Below are 22,175 nucleotides of genomic sequence, written 5' to 3' on the forward strand. Positions count from 1 at the left end.
GCACGAATTTCTGAGCACGAGGCAATGATTCGAACATGAATATCCAGAGCTTGCTGGAACACCACGGTATCGTCCGCAATCCCTTTGCCGAGGAAGATGCCCAGACCGACCAGGTGTTCAAAGAACACTGCATCGCCAACGCCTACCACCCCGTCTGGGACAAGGTGTACGGCGATCCCACCGAACCGTCGACGGCCATCGTCTTCGGCCCCAAGGGGTCCGGCAAAACGGCGATGCGGTTGCAGGTCCTGCGGCACCTGCAAAAGTTCAATCAGGAACATCCCGGCGAGCGGATCTATACGATCGCCTACGATGACTTCAATCCGTTCCTGGATCACTTCAGCGAACGACTCAGCCGGCGGACCAACCGGAAACCCGAACGCGTGCTCAAAGAATGGAAGCTTTGGGATCACATGGATTCGATCCTGTGTTTGGGCGTCACCAAACTGGTCGACCAAATCTTGAAAGCCGACCAGGTCGACGACGGCATCGATCGGCAAAGGTTGTCGAAACTGGACCGCACGGCGGCACGCGATCTGTTGCTGTTGGCCGCCTGCTATGACCAGTCCAGTGATGGTTCGTTCATCGAACGCTGGAACTCGCTGCGGCGGCACTTGGGGTACGGCAACTTGGTTGCAAAGATCAGCTGTTGGTTCGCCTGCGGATGGAGCGTGATCGTCGCACTGGCGTTCCTGTACTTCATGTTCACCGGTTCCGGCGGTGGTGATGCCGCAGCGGCCGACGGAGGTGAAGTAGTGGCACCGAAAACAGTCTGGGATTACCTCTGGTTGGCTCCCGTGTTGATGCTGATCGGATCGGCCCCCTATCTGTGGCGGCTGCTGAAAACCTGGTGGGCGGCGTTTCGAATTCGTCGTCACATGCGGGTCGGCAAACGCGAAGTCGGCACCACGCGAAAACTGCTGCATTCGATTCCGATCAAAGAACTCGCCAGCCAGCCCTTGCCACGGTACGACCGAACCGACGACCGCTACGAATTGCTGAACAAGTTTCAATCGGTGATCGATCGACTGGGGTACAGCGGCATGATCGTGCTGATGGACCGCGTCGACGAACCGCACATGACCGGCGGCAAAACCGAATTGATGCGTCTGTTCGTCTGGCCGTTGTTGGACAACAAACTGCTAAAACACCCGGGCGTGGGATTCAAATTGATGCTGCCCCAGGATCTACATCGGGACATGGAGCGCGAATCACGCGACTTTCACGAACGCGCCCGGCTGGACAAACAGAACGTGATTCCGTCGTTTCAGTGGACCGGCGAATCGCTGTACGATCTGGCCCGAGCCCGCATGATCGCCTGCGCCGCCCCGGGACAGTCGCCCGAACCGAAGGATCTGTTTTCGGACCTGGACTATGCCCGGATCATCTCGGCGTTCAATTCGCTGCGTGTCCCTCGGCACCTGTTCCGATTTCTGTATCGCGTGTTGGTCGACCACTGCAATCGTTACACCGATTCCAACCCCGAATTCAAGATCCGGTCGGAGACGTTCGAAACCGCGTTGGCCGTCTACAGTCGTGAACTCGACTCCGGCACGTCGTGAGCGCGCCGAAATCGGACGCGGGCCGGGACGCGGGCCGGGACGCGGGCCGGGACGCGGGGCAACAGCCCACAACCACGTGGCACCGCAAAGCGGCGATGATCGTGCCGCTGCTGATGTTCTTTCTTCTCGCCGCGGTGATCGACACCAGTCCGGTCCGCGACGGCGAAACCATTCACGCGTCGGCCTATTTCATCTCGGTCGTCGCCCGAGTGGTTGCGATGTCGGCGGCGATCCTGTGGTTCGGCCGCGAGATCGTGCGTCAATTCCCCTTGGCGATCGACCGCTGGGGATGGATCGTCGGGGTCGTCGGCGCGGTGCTTTGGATCGGCGTCTGTGCCCTGGATTTGGAACGCCAGATCATCCATGTACTCGCCTTGCCGGACGATTGGTTGCCCGAACGTGAAGGGGTCAATCCGTTTGCGACGTATCCGTCGGGCGCCGAATTGGCGAGCTTTTTGCTGATGCGATTCACATTGCTGGCGATCTGTGTACCGATCGCCGAAGAGCTGTTCTTGCGCGGGTTTGTGATGCGGGCGTTCGAGGCCGAGGACTGGCCGTCGCTGCCGCTGACAGAAATCGGCCGCAACGGATTGATCATCGGTACGGTTTACGGGATCGCCACACATCCGGCCGAATGCTTCGCCGCGGCGCTATGGTTTTCACTGGTCAGTTGGTTGATGGTCAAAACCGGAAAGTTTTGGAATTGCGTGATCGCCCACGGGGTGACGAATTTAATTTTGGGCATTTATGTGTGTCTGACCGGCGCCTGGCATTTGTGGTAGGACATTTTCACGATGCAACTTCACACCCGCGACCGTCAAGACGAATGGATGGACCAACCGGACTTGGACGGTGCGCTGCACGCCAAAGCGCTGCGGGGACTTTCGCGAGTCAATCGATTCAGCGGCGCGGTGGGAGCGATTTGGCAGCCGATTGCCCGGCTGTCCGATGTGTTGGCCGGGCGGCCGATCCGAGTGCTCGATGTCGCTTGCGGCGGCGGCGATGTGGCGATCGGGTTGAAGCGATTGGCCGATCGCAAGGGGATTGAAATGGAGATCGTCGGCTGTGACCTGAGCGACACCGCGGTCGCGTTTGCCGGTGACAACGCGAAACGCCGCGGCGCGGACGTAGCGTTTGTCCAGCACGATGCCCTCAGCGGCGATTTGCCCGCAGGCTTTGACGTGGTTTATAGTTCATTGTTCCTTCATCATTTGGAAGCGGCCGATGTCGTGCGTCTACTCGCGGCGATGCGATCGTCCGCGCGGCACAAGGTGGTGATCAGCGACCTGCTGCGTTCTCAACTGGGGTACTTATTGGCCAAGTGGGGCATCCGGCTGTTGACGACCAGCAAGGTGTGTCACGTCGATGGTCCGCTGAGCGTGCGAGCGGCGTGGACGATTTCCGAAGCGTCTCAGTTGGCTGCGCAGGCGGGGCTGACGCCGGTTCAGATCACGCGCAGATGGCCGGAACGATTTTTGATGGTTTATGACGCCGGAGCCCCATCGGGATGATCCAAGAGCTCGCATCGACGATCTCCCGCCACACAGCGTCCGCGGAACGCTGGGACGCGGTGATCGTCGGAGCTGGGATCGCTGGTTCGCTGACCGCCCTGGGGCTCGCGCGGCGCGGCCGCCGCGTGTTGCTGGTCGAGCGTTCGGCGTTTCCGCGGCACAAGGTTTGTGGCGCGTGCCTGAACGGCGACGCGATCGCCGGATTGCGCGGCGCGGGGGTCTGGAACGCGATCGAAGCGATCGGCGGACACCGGCTGGATCAGTACCGTCTGCGCAGCGGACGGAGCCGGGCGAATCTGGAACTTCCCGGCGGCCATGCGGTGTCACGCTACGCCATGGATCGCGTCTTGGTGGAGTCGGCGATCGCTGCCGGTGCAGAATTTTTGAGCGAGACGGCGGTCACGATCATCGCCACCGGCGGCGATGGGGCGCAGCGATCCCTGTGCGACAACGACGGCAACCGATACGACGCCCAGATTGTGGTCGCCGCCAACGGCTTGGCCAGCAAACCGGCCTCCGGGGACTCCGACGATCGGTTGGTCGTCCCGGCCGACTCGCGCATCGGACTGGGAGCCCAGTGGGTCCAGGGCGACGATCGCACGGGCACGATGCATCTGTCCCCCGGCGTGATCTACATGGCGATCGCGGACACCGGTTACGTCGGATTGGTGGTGACGGAGAACCAGCAGGTCAACTTGGCCGCGGCGGTCGATCGCAACGCGGTCCAGTCCTCCGGTCCGGCGGAGGTCTGTCACCAGATCCTCCGCTCGTGCGGCTGGGATTTGGCCGCTCAGCTGGTATCGAGCAATTTCCGCGGGACTCCGACCCTGACGCGTCGACGCAAACTTGCCGGAGCGCACCGGATGTTCTTCGTCGGCGATTCATCTGGCTACGTCGAACCGTTCACCGGCGAGGGCATGGCGTGGGCGGTGCGTGCCGGCACGGCCGTCGTGCCCCTGGTCGATCGCGCGATCGGGCAGTGGGACAAAGACATCCCGCAGCAGTGGACAAACAGTTTAAAACAGTTGCTGGGGAAACAGCAGCGACGTTGTCGATTGATCTCCAGGTTGCTCCGCCATCCGCGACTGGTGCACCACACGATCGGCGCGCTGTCGCGATTTCCACGCTTCGGCCAATTCGCTGTCCAGCAGATCCATCGCGAACATCCACGGCCGCTGGAGGATGACTCGCTGGAGGGGCACAGGTCCGCCCCTCCCCAACCGGGGAGCAGTGGCTTTTCAAATTAACCCTCCCTGGAAGGGCGGGTGAAGTCGGAAACACCGGTTGAATCAGAGGTAAAAAATCGCACGACCTCAATCGGGAAGTGGTGGCGACGCGGCTCCCCGGGCCGATCGCCCATCCGGACCGCGTGGCTTTCTGAAGTTGCCGAATTTCGCCGCCAAGCCTGCTGTTTTGGCCGAGCAATCGGACGACAGGCTATTTTCGGCTTGCCCGCCGTCGTGAATTTGCTAGGCTTTGGGGCTCGCAGTTGGCCGAGCCGAAGCGCCGGCCGTGACATCCATTCACAATTTCTCAAGGCCGATCAAGTCGGCGCAAAACAATTGGAGAACCGACTCGGTGGGTACCAAGAAGACCGGTAAAGGGCGACGAAAAGTAGGACGAAAGAAGCGACGCATGCGCAGCAAGATTCGGCACCGCAAGAAGTAAACGTCTGCGAAGAATGATTCATGAGAAAACGGCTTCGATCGGCGTCGAGGCCGTTTTTTCGTGCGCCGGGAGGGGTTTTAGCGGTCAGGGTTTCGCAAAATCGCCGGGTCACGCGGCCGCAAATTTGTGTACACGGCCAAGTTTTTGGGTCCTTCCAGGTAGGAAAATCTCGGGGGTAAGAAAATGAGGAACTGCAACATCATGCGATGGAGCCAATTTTCTTACCTCGAAAATCTTCCTACCCCTAACCGCCAGCCCAGGCGGAGCCTCGGAGGCAGGACCGGTTTTGTCATTCCGGGGATGCAAACCGACTGTGATCGGATTGACCGCAGCCCGGCCCCGCATCGGGGCCCCGGTCTAGGCACCGATCGCTTCCTCATTCAACCTCATATCGACCAGGTTGAGGGGGATCTTGTACGATGCGCCTCTGCACCGCTGCGATGAATCGAATCGTACGATTCGTGGCGTGATCAATTCCTCTCCCTGCTACAAGAGACTGGTTCTACCCGAATGGGATTGTACGAACGTGATTACGGCCGCGAGGATGAATCGCCCTGGGATCGGCATTTAAGATCGCAGTCCCAGATGCCCAAGAGCATGACGATCATCTTGGTGATCATCACCGTGGCGGTCTTTCTGGTCGATGTCTTTACGGCCAAGGCAGTCGGCCAAGGAGAAACCGTCAGCCGACTGATGCCTTGGTTTGGATGCTGGAAAACGACACTGCTGCAACCTTGGTCTTGGCACCAGTTCCTGTCGTATGGATTCTTGCATTCGTTGGAAACGCCGTTTCATGTCGGATTGAACATGTTCGGCCTGTTCATCTTCGGCCGCGCGGTCGAGGAGCGGATGGGGCGTTACGAGTTTCTGCGGGTCTATCTGGTTTCGATGTTCCTGGGCGGCATCGCGGGCTGTCTGACGTATTGGGCGATGGGGGTGCCTTCGGGCGTCGTCATCGGTGCCAGCGGCGCCGTCAGCGCCGTGACGATCCTGTTCGCATGCTATTACCCCCAGGCGACCATCTTGCTGATGTTCGTCTTTCCGGTCAAAGCGTGGGTGATCGCGGTATTTTTCGTGATCAGCAACGTCTTCGGTTCGCTCTCAATGCTTTCCGGGCCGGCCGGCCAAGACACCGGCGGGACCGCATTCACCGTCCACTTGGCGGGCATCGCGTTTGCCTTGGCCTACCACTACCAACGCTGGAACCTGGGCTGGATGGACGTTTCCAAGTACCGCAACCGGGTCGGGCGATCGGTCCGACGGACGAAATTGAAACTGCACGATCCCGATGCAAAACTGCGGCGTGAAGAGGATGACGTGGATCGCATTTTGGCCAAGATCCATGCCAGCGGCGAAGCGAGTTTGACCCGCGCCGAACGACGGACGCTGGAACGACACAGCCGACGAAAACGCGAGAGCCGCGATCGAGATTGAAGCGGCAATCGCAATCACGCGTCATCACACCGCCACACGACCACCCTGCCCCGGAGTGTCCCCATGAAGCGACCGACTGCCCCGATTCGCCGTTTCGTCTTCACCCCCACGACTCTGATCGCTGCCGCGCTGACCATGCAGGCCATTGGCGTCCCCATCCACTCGACCGTTCTCGGTGCCGACCCGGGCAAACCGATCGCGGTGGGCGACAAGGCGCCGGATTTCGAGTTGCCGATCCAAGGCCGGAACGATTATGTGACGCTTTCACAGTTGAACGCAGACGGCCCGGTTGTGGTCGTGGTGTTGCGAGGTTTTCCGGGATACCAGTGTCCGATCTGCAATCGACAAGTCGGAGCGATGGCCAACCGGGCCAAGACGCTCAGCTCGGCGCTCGGCGATCGCCCCGGTCGCGTGGTACTGGTTTATCCGGGCGAGGATTCGGACGCCGATTTAGAGCGTCGTGCCAAGCAGTTCCTGGGGGCACGTCGGCTGCCCGAGTCGCTGGTGCTGGTTCGCGATCCGGGCATGGAGATGATCACGTCGTGGGGGCTCCGCTGGGACGCCCGTCGCGAAACGGCTTACCCGGCGGCCTATGTGATCGGCGTGGGACGTCGCGTCGCATGGTCCAAGGTCAGCGATTCGCACGGCGGCCGTGCATCGGTCGAAGAGATCCTGCGTGCGCTCAAGAATCTCTAGTGCTTTCGGGTAGTGGACGAGGCGACGAGCCCATACGGATTGCCAGCGGGGGTGCGACGGGCCGGCGATTGCGGGTATGTTTTGCAAGTCCGCGAGCCGACTCGTTGGGAAGTCTGGCGGACGTTCGTGACGCATTGTCGCTCCATCCACCGTCCGTTTCCTTTCCATTCGCCCGGCGCCCACCATGCAGGTTCGTAAAGCAGTCATCACCGCTGCGGCCCCCAATCAGAATCGTATCCCGACGCAACAACTGGTCGACCGCCAGGGAAAAGACAAATCCGCGTTGCAGTTAATCTTGGAAGAGGTGCTTTCGTGCGGCGTCGAAGAGATTTGCATCGTGGTCCGCCCAGGCGATCAAGGCTCGTTCGAGCAAGCCTCCGGAGACTTGGTCGGTAGCGTCCGCTTTGTCGAACAACCCGAACCGATCGGATACGCCGACGCCATCTTGCGTGCCAAGCCGTTCGTCGCCGACGAACCGTTTTTGCATCTGGTCGGCGATCACTTGTATTTGAGTGCATCGGAGATTTCGTGCGCCCGCCAACTGGTCAACGTGGCCTCGGAATTCACCTGCTCGGTCTCCGCCGTTCAATCGACTCGCGAAAACAAACTGCCCTACTTCGGGATTGTTTCGGGAACACGCGTTCCGCGGCAGGAAGGGGTGTTCGAAGTCCAACGGGTCGTCGAAAAGCCGACTCCGACGCGAGCCGAACAGGAATTGGTGACGCCGGGGCTGCGGTCCGGCCACTACCTGGGATTCTTCGGCATGCACGTCCTGACCAACGACATCATCGCCGCACTGGAACAAGTCGTCGCGGATGAATCGTTGACCAAACCGACGCTGTCGGACGCGTTGGACGTGTTGCGAGCGCGTCACAAGTACATGGCGTTCGAAGTCCGCGGGACGCGTTACAACTTGGGGATCCCCTACGGTTTGCTGATCTCGCAATTGGCGATCGCCCTGTCGGGTCACGACCGCGATCACATCTTGACCGAATTGGTGGACTTGTTGGCTCAACGCAATGCCCTTGTTGGCGACGGGGGCCGCGACGCATGAGCAATCGACTGATCGACATCATTCGATCGGAGGACGAATCGCTTCGTCACCGTTCGCTGGAATCCGTCGTCGCCGAAGCGACCACGACTCAGTTGTTGGAGCATTGCCGCTCGCTGGACGCCTATCGACGTCACGAGGAGAACCTTTACTGCCGCGTCCGCGCCCTGTTCTTCCTATCGTCGATTCACCGCTACCATCTGCCCCGTCGGCTTGAGCTGGAGGGCGCGAGGTCGGAATCCCAACTGCACAATGGATTGATTCCCTTTGGCGGCTATGAACACTTGTTGTCACGTCGTTTCTCCGAAGCGATCGATGACTTTCTCCAGACCCAAGACTCGGCCGGCCCCAGCGACGCGATCTCCAGCGCCTTGGCCCAGGCGTATCATCAATTGGGATTTCAGACGCTGGCCGACCAGGTTCGAAAGAGCGTCCGTACGGTGCGTGGCAATCAGTGGATGTTTCGACTCGGCCATCCGATCGACCATCCGCTGCGACTGCGCCGTGAACTGCTCGCCGCGGATCCGAAACGCGGTGCGATGCCGCTGCTGTGCGAAACGACCGCGGTGCGCATGGATCTTTCCCACAGTGCCTGGAGCGACATTTTCTTTCTGGGCATGGATTATCCCGCCGGGGCGCGGGTGTTGAACATCTCGGTCGACCTGGGCGTCCGCGGCCGCGACGATTCTCCCAGTCCGCCGATCGAAACCTACTTGCGAGTCATCGACGAGCCGGTGTTCCGGTTGGCCAGCGTTGATTTGAACGCGACCGCCGAGGTCACGACGATCGGCGAAATGTTCGATTTCGCCCGCGACTACTTGGGCCTATTGAAAGCGGCCGTGATCGCGGCGGGAATCGTGCCCCCGGGGCTGGAAGGCTGCGGGAGGCCGATCAGCGAACTGTTGGCTCAATTGATCGGCCCGGGAAAAGGGCTGGAATTGGTTTCTAAGATCAACGACATCCCCAAGGGGTCTCGGTTGGCCGTTTCGACCAACCTGCTCGGGTCGCTGATTTCGATTCTGATGCGGGCGACCGGACAGATCGAATCGCTGACCGGCGGCCTGACGGAATCGGAACGGCGACTGGTGGCCGCCCGCGCGATCCTGGGGGAATGGATCGGCGGCAGCGGCGGCGGGTGGCAGGATTCGGGCGGCGTTTGGCCGGGGATCAAATTGATTTGCGGTGCCGAAGCCGCCGAGGGCGATCCGGAATACGGCGTCAGCCGCGGACGTTTGATGCCGGTCCACCAGGTTTTTGACCGCCGGCGGGCGAGCGAGCAAACGCGTCAAAAGCTGCAGGACTCGCTGGTCCTGGTGCACGGCGGCATGGCCCAAAACGTCGGTCCGATCCTGGAAATGGTGACCGAGCGTTATCTGTTGCGCAGCGAAGCAGAATGGGGCGCGCGTCAAGAAGCAATGACGATTTTGGACCAAGTCGTCGCGGCGATCGAATCGGGGGACATCCGTCAAATCGGGCAAGCAACAACACGGAACTTCGAGGGTCCGTTGCAAACGATCATCCCTTGGGCAACCAATCGTTTCACCGATCGGTTGATCCAGGCCTGTCGTGACAAGTACGGGGATCAATTCTGGGGCTTCGTCATGCTGGGCGGGATGTCCGGCGGCGGGATGGGGTTCCTATTTGATCCAGCGATCAAAGCGGCCGCCAGCGATTGGCTGCAAAAAGAAATGGTCCAGATCAAGACGCAGTTGCAAACCGCGTTGCCGTTCGCCATGGATCCGGTCGTCTATGATTTTTCCATCAACGACCAAGGCACCTGGGCGCAGCTTCGCAGCGGCGACGATGCCGTGATGCCTGATCGCTATTACCAATTGGTGCTGCCGAACCTGCTAAGAACCGCGACGCGTGATCTGTCCCCCAACCGGCGATCGGAATTGCAATCGATCGCACGCCGCTGTGCCGACGGCCAGATCGCCTCGTCCGCCTCGTCCAAGTTGTTGCAAAGTGTCTTGCCCCATGACGAATCCGACGAGCGGTCCGACACCTCGTTGCACAATTTGCTGCATTCGATCGGGTTCGACGCCGAACAACACGAACAGATTCGAGCGGATTTGAAGAACGGTCGAATCGGATTGTCACAGAACCGTCTCTCGCCCAGCACGACGATCCGTGACGTCGGGCCGGAGCACGTCGTTGACCTGCGGCAAGGATGCAGCCTGGAAGAAGTGAAGGCCGGGGAGCAAGCGATCGCCGACGGGCAGGTCGGTGTCGTGACGCTGGCTGCCGGAGTGGGCAGTCGCTGGACCGAGGGCGCCGGAGTCTGCAAGGCACTGCACCCCTTCAATCGCTTTGCCGGTCGCCACCGCAGTTTCCTGGAAGTCCACTTGGCCAAGACCCGCGCGACGCTCCGATCGATCGGCGGTGCGATCCCTCATGTCTTCACCACCAGCTATTTGACCGACGCTCCGATCCGAGAGCACTTGCAGCGTCATGAACACTTCGGTTTCGAACGCGGTGTCGAAGTCTCGACCGGAAAAAGCGTCGGGTTGCGAATGGTTCCGACGGTCCGCGACCTGCAGTTTCTGTGGCAAGAAACTGCCAGCCAAGTCCTGGACCAGCAACAGCAGAAGGTTCGTGAAAGTGTGCGCGCGGCCTTGATGAACTGGGCCCGAACGACGGGCGAAGCCAGCGATTACACCGACAACGTGCCCAACCAATGCCTGCATCCGGTCGGGCACTGGTACGAGGTGCCCAACTTGCTGCGCAACGGCATGCTGCATCGATTGCTGCAAGACCAGCCGTCACTGCGTTATTTGATGCTGCACAACATCGACACACTGGGGGCGAACGTCGATCCGGGACTGCTGGGCGCCCACATCCGTCGCGGCGCGGACCTAAGCTTTGAAGTCATCACGCGTCGGCTGGAAGATCGCGGCGGCGGACTGGCACTGGTCGGCGGCCGCCCGCAGCTGGTCGAAGGATTGGCGATGCCGGACGAACGCATCGAATTCGACCTGTCCTACTACAACTCGATGACCACTTGGATCGACATCGGGCGACTGCTGGAGACGTTCCAGTTGACGCGATCCGAGTTGGCAGACACCGCCGCCGTCGACTCCGCGGTCCGCAAGCTGGCCAAACGATTGCCCACCTACATCACGCTGAAAGATGTCAAGAAACGCTGGGGACATGCCCAGGAAGACATTTACCCGGTGGCACAGTTCGAAAAATTGTGGGGCGACATGACGGCGCTCCCAGAGGTGGAATGCCAATTCATGGTCGTCCCCAAACGCCGCGGGCAACAGCTCAAAGAGCAGGCTCAGCTGGACCCTTGGAAACGCGACGGGTCGGCCGAGTACATCGATTCACTCTGTGATTGGCGGGATTGAGAGCGGCTGCGAGAAACGGAGGAAGGCAGAATGATTCGGGGAGAATCATGCCATGCCCCCATCGTCTTGCCCCCATCGTTTTGCCCCCATCGTTTTGCCCCCATCAACCGGCCTCCCCATCATTCTGCCCCGTATCATTCTGCCAACTCATCCCCCTGCCGCACCGATCACTTTGACATCCAAATCAACAACTCCGGCTCCTTCAACACCGTCTGCACGTCATTCGGCGCCGGGCGAAAAAAGTTACCGATCGCAAAGTCCAATATCCCATCGTCGTTGAAGTCGCCTTTGACGACCGACAGGTGATCATGCATCCTGCCGGGCAAGCGTGACGGAGTGAACGAACCATCGTCTTCCTGGGACAGCATCACGATCGGCGAGGCTCCCTGTGCGACCCAGTCTTTGGAAATGTGCGCCCCCAACAGCGCGACGGCGACCACGTCGACGTCACCATCGCCGTCAAAGTCCCCGGCGGTCGCATTCAAGACCCCCGGCATGATGCAGATTTCATGTCGTTGCATCGGCAGCGCGCCATCATTTTCCAGCCACTGAACCGAATGAAACGGCTTGGGGCCACGATCGAAGGAATCACCATTGGTGTACAGCACGTCTAGGTCACCGTCGCCGTCCATGTCGACCAGTTCAATGCCGCTGGAACCGTAAGCCGGATCCGGTGCGGCGTAGATCAATTCGTTTTCGAAATTGCCCTTGCCGTCGTTGCGGAACAATTCCACGCGTTCGTGTTCTTGGCTGATCAACGAAACAAAGTCCAAGTCGCCGTCGCCGTCAAAGTCGACCAACGGCACATGCACCGGACCGTGGCGCGGGTCGACGTCACGGGATTCAAAGATCGGCACACCGTCGTCGCCCATGCCCTGGTTCTCCAGGAGGAACGTCCGGCCGCTGTTGCGCCAACCGAACGCCGCGACCAAAACATCCACATCGCCGTCCCCGTCAAGATCGCCGGCCCGCGCATCGGCGGTCCGACTGAGTCCGTCGATCAGAACGTGAGTCCGAAACGTTTCACTGTCGCCCAGTCGTTCCATCCACAACACCTGTCCCAAATCGCTATCGTTGGCGTTGAATTCACCGATGTCCGCGACCAACAGATCCACCAGCCCATCTTGATTCAGGTCACACGGTTCGCTGTGCACCGGTTGCAGCACCGTCCCCAAACGGCGGACTTCGCCCTCGGGATCGTTGGGCCAGTACGCGTTGACCGTTCCCGTTCCGATGTCGCAATACACCAAGGCTTTGCCGGGTTTGGATTCGAACCCGAGGTCGATCCAATTCACATTGGTGACGCCGGCGGCACGAGCCCGCTGGCGCCACAGCCCGGACTTGGTGTGGGGCAGCGTCGCGTCGGGGTAGTCCAGGGTTTCGGGAACCGGCATCCCCGCATCTTTGGGGGCCTGGATCTCGAAGTACCGCCGCACGTCGGATTCATCGGGCACATCCAAATCGGTGCGTCCGGACGTCCGATACAAATCAAACCCTTGGATGATCTCCATCTCCCATTCATCTTCGGGAGAACTGGTGGGCCGGGGCATGGCATGGCAATCGCCACAAAACGCCTCGATTTTCGGTCCCGCTTGTTTCAGGAACGCCACTTCTTTGGCGGACAGCGTGACCGTGGGGGGAGTGTCACCCGACGACGGTTCGATCGACGCCGTCGATTCGTTGCTTTTTTTCGCACAACCACCCCAGATGGGCAGCAACATTACGACACCCGCGACGTATACAAGGCCAGCGATGCGGCCCCTGCTGCGACAGGCTGGGCCCCTGCTGCGAAAGTCTGGGTGTGTCGAATAAGCTTTCATGTTCACACTGATTTCTGAGAAGGAATCATTTTAGGCGTCGTCGGTTATAACAAACCACGGAGATCCACAGCACCAATGCGGAAACGAAGCCCACAGACGTCTGCCCCAATCAGCCCCCCGCCGGCTGGGACAAAGGTCACCTCCAGTGAAATCACCGCAACGATGTTTTTTACGTCGCCGGTCGCGTTGTGTTTGCCGAAAACTCGCCGCCGGTGGCAATCATTTACCTACCGTCGCCGAAGTGTCACGTCCGCGCGCCGCCTTGTACTGCTAGCCGCCGTGTCATTGCTCGGGTCACTGCTCGGGTCACTGCTCGGGGGATGCGGTCCTTCGCCGAATGCCGACAACGTGGGCGAAAACCCTACCGCCCCCCGCGCCGACCAATTGGATGACAAACCGCTAGCCAATCCGGTCGGCACACTCAAATTGTCGCTGCGACGCCGCCAATGGGACCAGGCCTGGGCCGCATCCCAAGTAATCCTGGACCAAGCCGAAATAAACCGTAGCGAACCAGCCGGCACAACCGACCGGGGATCATCACCGATCGAACCGGACACCTTGGTCCTGATCGCCCAAGCCGCCCACGAAACCGGGCGTCCTGACCAGGCCGCCAAATTCCTGCGCTCGGCCTGTGAAGCGGAGTCCTTTCGAAATCCCGGCCGCGTGCGACAAACCATGATCGCGATGATCGGGCTGGGCCAATACTACGACGGGCTGGAATTTCTGGAACAGGCACTGCGCGCCCAACCGGACCAACACGAGACGCGCCGCTGGTTGTTCGATTTCTACATCGGTGCCGACGACCGCGTTTCGGCAATGCGACACGGTCAAACCTTGGTGCTGGCCCGCCGCTTTGACATCGGGATGCTGAAAGATTTAAGCAACACCGAGCGGCGGACCTTGGATGCCGACCCGTTGGACCAAATGGTCACCCGCAATCCCGACGACAAGCGACCGTTGTTGGGGGCGGCCAAGTCAAAATTCGACGAGAGTAAGTTCGACGAAGCGATCGAGTTGCTTCGCGAGATCGTCGCCCAACACCCCCAGCACCATCCCTCCCAAGCTTTCTTGGGACAATCGTTGGCCGCATCGCGACGCTTTGACGAACTCGAGCGTTGGGCGGCGGCGCAGACCGACGGGATCCAGGCTTACCCCAGTTACTGGATCGCCCTGGGGGACTGGGCACGGGCCAACGACGACACCGCGGCGGCGCTGCGTGCGTTCGCCCAAGCGGCCACGTGCGACGATCCCGACGTGGTTCAAATCTGGACGCGGCTGGCGACGCTGCTGCCCCAGTTTGTCGACAATGATCCCGCGATCACCAAGGAAATGGTCGCGGTGGTCAACGCACGCGCCCAGCAATTGAATCGTTTCCACCAACTCAAAGATCGCTTCGTCCGTACCGGTGAAATCTCGCGTGCCATCGCGCTTCAGGTCGCCGAGTCGCTGGTCAAACTCGGCCGGCTGTGGGAAGCCGAAGCCTGGTCGGCGATCGCGACCACGTTGCCCGAAGACGACTCGGTCGATATCGACGTCTTTCGCAGCGATCTGGTCGGACGGTTGAATCCAGAGACGCCCTGGCGCGTGCCCGAGGCGCTGCCCGATTTTGAGACGCTGTATGCCAAGTTGCCGCTGCCGAGCATCGAAAAAGTGGTTTCCGCCAGTGATCCGGTCGAGCGATCGGCCGACCGTGACGAGGCGATCGCCGGTAACACTGGCCAGCAGGACGGTGTGGTGGTCGATTGGAAACTTGAAGACGAAGCGGACGAGCGCGGGTTGAGGTTCTGGGGGCGGACCAGTGACACGCTTCACGAACCGGGGATCATGCTGTACCAGACACTCGGATGCGGCGGCGGAACCATCGACTATGACTTGGACGGCTGGAGCGACCAATACCTGGTGGCCGCCGGCGGCACACCGCCGGCGCAGGATTCGGATCCCAACGCGTTGTTCCGCAACCTGGGCGGACAATTCCAACTTGTGAGTGACCAAACGCAGACGGCCGACAAAGGATTCGGCCAAGGCGTCGCGGTTGGTGACATCAACGAAGACGGCTTTCCGGACTTGCTGGTGCTCAATTACGGCCCCAACCGTTTGTACCTGAACAACGGCGACGGAACGTTTCGTGACGCGAGTGATCAAATGCCGGCGGGCGCCCCGGACGAATGGTCCTCCAGCGGTTCGATCGCCGACCTGGACCACGACGGACTGGCCGATCTGGTCGTCGTCAATTACTGCGCCACCTTGGCCCCGGTGACACAAAGTTGTCCGATGACGGGATCCACGGTGATTCGATCCTGTTCCCCGATGCTGTTTCCCGCCATGCCGGACCGGTTTCTGAAATCCCGGGGCGACGGGGCGTTCGTCGACAGGACCGAAGCTTGGGACGCGGTCACCGATTCGCCCGGCCGCGGCTTGGGAATTATCGTCGGCGACCTGGACGGCAAACCGGGCAACGAAGTCTTCGTGGCCAACGACATGACCAACAATCACTACTGGAGTCGTCTGGACGGCGACCAGACCGATGGAAAACTCTCGCTCTCGGAATCGGCCATGCTGCGCGGGATCGGCGGCGACGATCGCGGCATCCCGCAAGGTTCGATGGGGATCGCCACCGGCGACTTTGACCGAGACGGCGACATGGACTTTTATGTCACCAATTTCGACAAAGAATACAACACCTTGCACTCCCAATCCTCCTCCGGCATCTGGCAAGACCGCACCGGAGCGCTCGGTTTGGTCGACGACACCCGCCCATTGGTCGCGTTCGGCACCGAAGCGATCGACATCGACAACAGCGGTGACCTGGAACTGGTGGTCACCAATGGACACGTCGACCTGTTCTCACGGGGTGACGAAAAAGCGATGTATGACCAGCCGATGCAGATCTTTCAACGATCCGACGACGGCCGCTACCGCGGCGTGTCCCTGGCCACCCTCGGCGATTATTTTCGATCCTTTCACGTCGGCCGCGGCTTGTGGACCACGGACGTCGATCGCGACGGGCAAGTCGACTTTGTGGTCACGCACCAAACCGAACCGACCGCGCTGGTGATCAACCACACGCCCAAGGTTGGCAACTGGCTGAGGTTGGATTTGAAAGGCCGAACGTCCTCGCGCGACGCGATCGGCAGCACCGTTCGCATCGAAACCAGCCAGGGAACCCACACCGGATTCCTGGTCGCCGGCGACGGCTATCAATGCAGCAACGAACGCGTCATGCACTTCGGACTGGGCAACCTGGCCGACGAATCCGTCGATGTCTCGGTGACCTGGCCGACCGGGATCAGCGAACGATTCGACGACGTTCCCACCCGCGATCAAACCGTGATCGTCGAGTCGACGCGGTAGAACGGTCCGGGAATGAACCGTAGCGGAACCCACCAACGGTTTCTCTCCCCGGCATCATTCTGCCCCGCATCATTTGGAGAGGGGAGTTTACAATTCTCTTACCCCCGAAATTTTCCTACCCAATTGACCGCAGTGTGTTCCCAGGCAGGGCCCGGGAACAAGTGACGATTATGACTCCAACGTTTTTAAACGTGCTTCCAGATCATCGATCCGCTCGGTCACCGAATCGAGCCGCGCGATCAATTGGTCGATGACATTCTTGCTGGCGTCCGGCATCGCCGCCGACTTTGCCGCGGCCTGTTTTTCGACACGCGCTTCCAGGTATTGCCGTTCCTGGGGCGGATACAGCGTGTGGGCGAACGTTTGCCCGCGCCCCGGTGGCGTCAACGCTTCCACCAAGTCCCTTTCGGTCAACGTTTCCAACACGGTTTTGACCGCGTCCAGATCCGGCAGGCTGCACATCCGTGAAGCCCGCGTCCGAAGCTCGCCGACCGTTTGGGGACCGCGGAGCAGCAATTCGGTCAACACGGCGGCTTGCGGGTTGTCCAGGTCCAACCAGTCGTAGGCGGCGTGCCGATACTTGGTCACACGTCCGCTGCCCTGGATTTCCCGAGCCGCACCGACGCCGCGCAATTCATCGAGCGCCAGCAGCACGTCGTCTTCGTCGAGTTGCATTTGCGGGTTGCGGTTGGATTTCTGGTTGCAACCGCTGATGATCGCCGCGGCCGACATCGGATAATTGTCCGGCGTCGTTTTCGCTTTTTCCACCAGCACACCCAACACGCGACGGGCGTTGGCGGACAGGGGAACCACGGGGTTGTCGTGCGGGGCGTCAGTTTCAGACATAGGATCGTCAGAAAGAAGGAGATTCTTCGAGGTGGGAAAACGGCGGCATCTCGATGTCGCGACGCTAAACCGGCAATTCATGATCGTCGCTGATGCATCGTGGCGATGCCCAGCTAGGCTTTGTCCCTAAACCCGGCAAGGGACGTATGTGGTAGCGGAATTCGCCAAGAATTTCGGCTTTTCCCGTGTGAGCTGCTGCGAGTCGAAAGCCTTGGCGGCTTCCGCTACGGATTTAGGGACACCGCCTAGTCTACCGTCCCGGCGGGCGGAACGTCAGTGCCGCATCAAGCAGTGCCGCATCAAGCAGTGCCGCATCAAGCAGTGCCGATCCCATCCGGTGTCTCCCAGTAACCGCCACGAGAATGATCGAATCGCAACTTGGCCCCGCGAAACGCTTCGTCAAAACCATCGACGGCATCATAGACCTTGTGTCCGCCGACATAGGTCGCCACCGGCCACCCGGTCAGCGTGACCGAATCCCAAGGCGACCATTTCGATTTGGTGTGTTGTTCGGCATCGCGGATCGTTTTTGATTGTTTCAAATCCACCAGCACCAAGTCCGCATCGTAACCGTTTTCGATCCTGCCTTTGCCGACGATTCCCCAAACCCGCGCAGGTGCGTCACACATCCACGACGCGACCTGGTTGATCGAGCATCGGCCTTGGGTGACTTGATCCAGCATGAGTGCCAAACTGTTCTCCACCGCCGGCAACCCCGAGGGGCTCTTCGGGTACGCCACCGATTTCTCCTCCAACGTGTGCGGGGCATGGTCGGTTGCGATAACTTGAATGGTTTGGTCCAACAGTGCGTCAAACAAACGACGATTATCCTCAGCCGATTTGATCGAGGGGTTCATTTGGATCCGCGTGCCCAAGCGAGGGTAGTCGTCGACGTTGAAAAACAGGTGGTGCAGACAAACTTCCGCGGTGATGTACGGTGCGGGGTCGGTCAGGTATTGCAGTTCGTCGCCGGTCGAAACGTGCAGGACGTGAAAACGATGTTTGTATCGGCGGGCCAGATCCGTCGACCGCTTGGTCGCGATCATGGCGGCGCGGACATCACGGATGCGTGAATGATCGGCCACATCGGTGGTGCCGGCCAGACGATCCGCATTGGCACGCACGGTCTGTTCGTCTTCGCAATGGGCACAGATCGGCAACGTGGTTTCGGCAAAGATCCGTTCCAGTGCTTCCTGTTCGTCGACCAACAGGTTGCCGGTACTGCTGCCGATGAAGATCTTGATCCCCGGGACATCGGTCGCCTTGGCCAACTCGGCGGCGTTGTCCGGTGTGGCACCGATGTAGAACCCGTAATTGACCAGGGACTTTTCCGCCGCGAGCTGCTCTTTGGCGCGGACCCCGTCGATGGTCACCGCCGGGGGTTTGGTGTTGGGCATTTCCAAGAACGACGTCACACCGCCGGCGGCACAGGCGTGGCTGGCCGTTGACAGGTCTTCTTTGTGCGTCAGTCCGGGTTCGCGAAAGTGGACCTGATCGTCGATCACGCCCGGCATCAGATGCAGCCCCTGGCAGTCGACGACCTGATCAGCCGCCGCGTCCGCCCCGGCGGCGACGTCCAAAATCTTGCCGTCTTCGACCAAAACCGAATGGTTGGTGACCTGATCGGGCAGCACAACGGATGCGTTTCGAAACAGAATGCGGGTCATCAATACTTCCGACAAACGCGGTGGGGGAATCGAGGAACGGGAGCCATCGGGTCTGACGTTCGCACGTCACAACCGACGGCCCCCCGTCAATCGTATCGGCCGGAGCGATCCCCGCGAAGTGGCCGCCAGACGCTAATGCCCGGCAAATACCACTTCCGCCCGATCGGGATCGAAGACGAAGGCGCACGTCCGGGATGGATGCGTTATCCTGGTGCCCTTTTAGTCCCCCGCTCCATTGAACGTGGTGAGGTCCTCATGTGGCGTGAATTCTTGCGTTCGCGATCTGTCATCGGTTGCCTCGTCCTGCTCGCCTCGATGTCACTTCATCGACCGACCTGCATCGCCGCATCGAACCAGCCGCCGGCGGGAATCCAATTTGACGGTCTGGTCAGTGCCGAGGAATTGGAAACCCTGGCCGGCCAACCGGTGGCCATCAAGCTGCGGTCGGGCCGACTGATCGCAAAGGTGGCGTTGGATTCGTTGCAGTTTGACCGCAAACACAACGGATTGAAATTTTTGAAGTATCGCAGCGAAACGGGCCGCACCAGCACGGTCAAGGTCGAAGACATCTACATGTTCTGGGTCGGCCGCCAGCGTTTTCATTTGCGTTATTTCCCACCCACGCAACAGTTATTCGTGATCAACGCGGCCGCCGCCGATGAGCAGGCGGAGAGTCGGTTGGCGGCTCAGGGGAAACAGATCCGCGAGCGTGCCGACGACCAGGAACAAGCCGAGGCGACGGCAGAACATCTCGCGTTTTTGCAGGGAGCGGCGACCACGCTCAAGGATGTCGGTCAATTTCATGTCGTCGAAACCGAATCCACGTTGCTGTTTACCGACTATCCGCCTGCCGCCACCGCTGGACTCCGCATCTTCGTCGACAAACTGAACGAACAACTGAACCAGATGTTCGGGCTGCCCCAAGGCGACTCGATCTGGCGTGGCAAAGCGATCCTGGCCGTCTTCAGCACACCGGCGCGGTTTGCCGCGTTCGAAGAGCAAGTCATGAACAACCCCAACCATGGCGGAAGGGCCGGCGTCCGTGGCGGCGACAAACGTTTTATGCAAACGGCGATCGCCAGGAAACTCGACAACAACGTCGCGCGCGGTCTGAGTTGGGGCTACAGCCTCGGTTTCGCCGGCCGACTTCACTCGGGTGCCAACCTGGTGCCATGGATGAACATGGGAATTGCCAACGCCGTTCAATTCGCAATCGTGCCCGACCGCAGACGCCAATCCTCGCAGCGATCCAGTGTCACCCGCCAACTCAAGAACTCCGGGTCGATGCTGGGTTTGATGACTGCGACGCGGCTGGATCAGGAACGTTGGCCGATGGCGGGCCAGCTGGTTCAATTCCTGGTCCAAAGCGATCCGGTCGCCTTCAGCCAGATGTTTCGCGACGTCAAACTGGGGGTTTCGATGGAAGAAGCCTTGCAACAGAATTTTGGATTGACCGAAGAAGCACTCGCGGCACGATTCGGGCAGTCACTCGGCGTGCCGGGTTTACAACCGTAGTGACGGATGGTCAATGCGAGCGGAAAAGGGATTAGGTACCAAAAACCCCATGACCCCGAGGGTGCTTCGCATGCTTGGCACCTGCCCCTTTTCCGCGGCCTGATTTAATCAGCCGGGCATCGCGAGACGTGGTTTTCGCAGCCACAAAACCGGCACCAGCGTCCATCGGCTGATCGGTAGAATGTTCATTTCGAGTAAACCAGAAGGGCGCTCAGCCTGCCCCCTTTTCCGCTTAGCCTCTATTTCCGGAGAGACCTTGATGGCACATTGCCACCGTTTTTGGATTCTGATTGCCCTGTGGTTCGTGTTGCCAGCGCGGTCGGTCGACGCTCAACAGCGATATGTTTTGACGAGTGCGCGACAGAACATTCACCAGGAACGTTGGCGACTTAACGGCGGTCCGTGGTCGGTCGAAAAGAAAACGCTGCACGGCGGAAAGCAAGAGGGCGTCGACCTGATCACGATCGACAACGGTGTCCTGGAAATCGACTTGATTCCCACACGCGGCATGAGCATTTATGAAATCCGATCGGGCGACATCCGCCTGGGTTGGGATTCACCGGTGGAAAACATCGTGCATCCGGCGTTGATCGATCTGGAAAGTCGCGGGGGGCTGGGATGGTTGGAAGGATTCAATGAGTGGATGGTCCGCTGCGGGCTGGAGTTCGCCGGTCATCCGGGGACCGACGAATGGGAAAACGCCGGCGGTGGGACCACCACGATGGATCTGTCCTTGCACGGAAAGATCGGCAACATTCCAGCTAGCGAAGTCGAAGTCATCATCGATTCGGACGCGCCGCACCGGATTCGCGTCCGCGGAGTCGTCTACGAAAAATTCTTCTATGGACCGAAGTTGAAGTTGACCACGGAAGTTTCCATCGTGCCCGGACAAGACAGCTTTCGAATCAACGACACCATTGAAAACATGGGCGGCCAGGACCAGGAATTTCAAATCATCTACCACGCCAACTTCGGTGCCCCCTTGCTGGGCGACGACGCGAAGGTGCACGCCGCGGTCAAGTCGATCGCACCGATGGACCAGCATGCCGCCGAAAGCATTGATGACTATGCGAGCTACCTGCCGCCGACGACGGGATTTGTCGAACAGGTCTATCTGGTCGAACCGCTGGCCGACGAAAACGGAGCAACCGTCGCGGTGCTGCAAAACGCGGCCGGCGACCGAGCCGCATCGATGCACTGGGCTCCCGAGCAGCTGCCCTACCTGACGATCTGGAAGAACACGGCGGCAACCGAAGACGGTTACGTGACCGGAATCGAGCCGGGGACCGGTTACCCCTACAACCGCAAGATCGAACGTGCAGCCGGGCGAGTTCCCAAACTCTCCCCCGGTCAATCGCGACAGTTCACCCTGGACATCGGATTGCACCGCGGACAAGAAAACGTCGCCGCGATCGTCGACGCCGTCAAATCAATCCAAGGCGATCGACAACCGGTGGTGAAACGTGAGCCCGAAGCAGTGGTGTCCGGCCAATAGGGACGAACCCATTTGCGATACCGGCACGATCGCCCTGCCGGGGCGTCCGCGGGAATCGGGAGAAGGATGGCAGCATGATTCGGGGCAGAATGATGATGAAATGCCCCCAGGCTGCTGTCAGACGGCTGATATCAAAAGGGTTCAACAAGTCACCGCTCGCCCTCATGGACGCCAAGTCATGAATTAACCCTCCCTGGAAAAGGTCGTGC

14 protein-coding genes are annotated in these 22,175 nt (G+C 60.2%); 11 read left to right on the forward strand and 3 right to left on the reverse strand.

Annotation, left to right across the window (positions count from 1 at the left end):
• Window positions 1–35: 35 nt before the first annotated feature.
• The 8 genes from H1B37_RS27090 to H1B37_RS27125 all read left to right on the forward strand — a co-directional run bounded on the left by H1B37_RS27090 (window position 36) and on the right by H1B37_RS27125 (window position 11,272).
• Window positions 36–1,562 carry a hypothetical protein gene (locus H1B37_RS27090; protein ID WP_182870410.1) on the forward strand — a complete coding sequence of 509 codons (1,527 nt, stop codon included), beginning with the start codon at window positions 36–38 and terminating at the stop codon, window positions 1,560–1,562.
• 95 nt (window positions 1,563–1,657) lie between these two features.
• A complete protein-coding gene (locus H1B37_RS27095; protein WP_182870411.1) occupies window positions 1,658–2,344 on the forward strand; it encodes a CPBP family glutamic-type intramembrane protease in 687 nt (228 codons plus the stop codon).
• Window positions 2,345–2,356: 12 nt separating this feature from the next.
• Window positions 2,357–3,073 carry a methyltransferase domain-containing protein gene (locus H1B37_RS27100; RefSeq protein ID WP_182870412.1) on the forward strand — a complete coding sequence of 239 codons (717 nt, stop codon included), beginning with the start codon at window positions 2,357–2,359 and terminating at the stop codon, window positions 3,071–3,073.
• Window positions 3,070–4,320: an NAD(P)/FAD-dependent oxidoreductase gene (locus H1B37_RS27105; protein WP_182870413.1), complete on the forward strand. Its 1,251-nt coding sequence runs from the start codon at window positions 3,070–3,072 to the stop codon at window positions 4,318–4,320. Before H1B37_RS27100 ends, H1B37_RS27105 begins: the two co-directional genes overlap by 4 nt.
• A 931-nt stretch (window positions 4,321–5,251) precedes the next feature.
• Window positions 5,252–6,175: a rhomboid family intramembrane serine protease gene (locus H1B37_RS27110; protein WP_182870414.1), complete on the forward strand. Its 924-nt coding sequence runs from the start codon at window positions 5,252–5,254 to the stop codon at window positions 6,173–6,175.
• A gap of 63 nt (window positions 6,176–6,238) precedes the next feature.
• On the forward strand, window positions 6,239–6,871 hold the full coding sequence (locus tag H1B37_RS27115) for a redoxin domain-containing protein (RefSeq protein WP_182870415.1): 633 nt from the start codon (window positions 6,239–6,241) through the stop codon (window positions 6,869–6,871).
• A 184-nt stretch (window positions 6,872–7,055) separates the two neighbouring features.
• Window positions 7,056–7,925, forward strand: coding sequence for a sugar phosphate nucleotidyltransferase (locus tag H1B37_RS27120; RefSeq protein WP_182870416.1), 870 nt, complete (start codon window positions 7,056–7,058; stop codon window positions 7,923–7,925).
• On the forward strand, window positions 7,922–11,272 hold the full coding sequence (locus tag H1B37_RS27125; RefSeq protein ID WP_182870417.1) for a UTP--glucose-1-phosphate uridylyltransferase: 3,351 nt from the start codon (window positions 7,922–7,924) through the stop codon (window positions 11,270–11,272). The genes H1B37_RS27120 and H1B37_RS27125 overlap by 4 nt, the downstream gene beginning before the upstream one ends.
• A gap of 167 nt (window positions 11,273–11,439) precedes the next feature.
• On the opposite strand, the gene H1B37_RS27130 is transcribed toward H1B37_RS27125, so the two are convergent.
• Window positions 11,440–12,993, reverse strand: a complete 1,554-nt coding sequence (locus H1B37_RS27130) for an FG-GAP repeat domain-containing protein (RefSeq protein WP_286178242.1) — start codon at window positions 12,991–12,993, stop codon at window positions 11,440–11,442.
• Between the two features lie 447 nt (window positions 12,994–13,440).
• On the opposite strand from H1B37_RS27130, the gene H1B37_RS27135 reads away from it, so the two are divergent.
• Window positions 13,441–16,443 (forward strand): FG-GAP-like repeat-containing protein, encoded by a 3,003-nt coding sequence (locus H1B37_RS27135; RefSeq protein ID WP_182870419.1) that lies wholly within the window; start codon window positions 13,441–13,443, stop codon window positions 16,441–16,443.
• Between the two features lie 168 nt (window positions 16,444–16,611).
• On the opposite strand, the gene H1B37_RS27140 is transcribed toward H1B37_RS27135, so the two are convergent.
• Complete coding sequence (locus H1B37_RS27140; RefSeq protein ID WP_182870420.1) at window positions 16,612–17,289, reverse strand: YceH family protein; 678 nt, start codon at window positions 17,287–17,289, stop codon at window positions 16,612–16,614.
• 314 nt (window positions 17,290–17,603) lie between these two features.
• A complete protein-coding gene (locus H1B37_RS27145) occupies window positions 17,604–18,956 on the reverse strand; it encodes a dihydroorotase (protein ID WP_182870421.1) in 1,353 nt (450 codons plus the stop codon).
• A gap of 315 nt (window positions 18,957–19,271) precedes the next feature.
• Between H1B37_RS27145 and H1B37_RS27150 the strand changes: the two genes are divergently transcribed.
• Together H1B37_RS27150 and H1B37_RS27155 are read left to right on the forward strand one after the other, a co-directional pair.
• Window positions 19,272–20,471, forward strand: coding sequence for a hypothetical protein (locus H1B37_RS27150; protein ID WP_182870422.1), 1,200 nt, complete (start codon window positions 19,272–19,274; stop codon window positions 20,469–20,471).
• Between the two features lie 259 nt (window positions 20,472–20,730).
• Window positions 20,731–21,966, forward strand: coding sequence for an aldose 1-epimerase family protein (locus H1B37_RS27155; RefSeq protein ID WP_182870423.1), 1,236 nt, complete (start codon window positions 20,731–20,733; stop codon window positions 21,964–21,966).
• The last annotated feature ends 209 nt before the right edge of the window (window positions 21,967–22,175 follow it).

It is taken from the genome of Stieleria mannarensis, from assembly GCF_014154935.1.
Taxonomy (GTDB): Bacteria; Planctomycetota; Planctomycetia; order Pirellulales; family Pirellulaceae; genus Stieleria; species Stieleria mannarensis.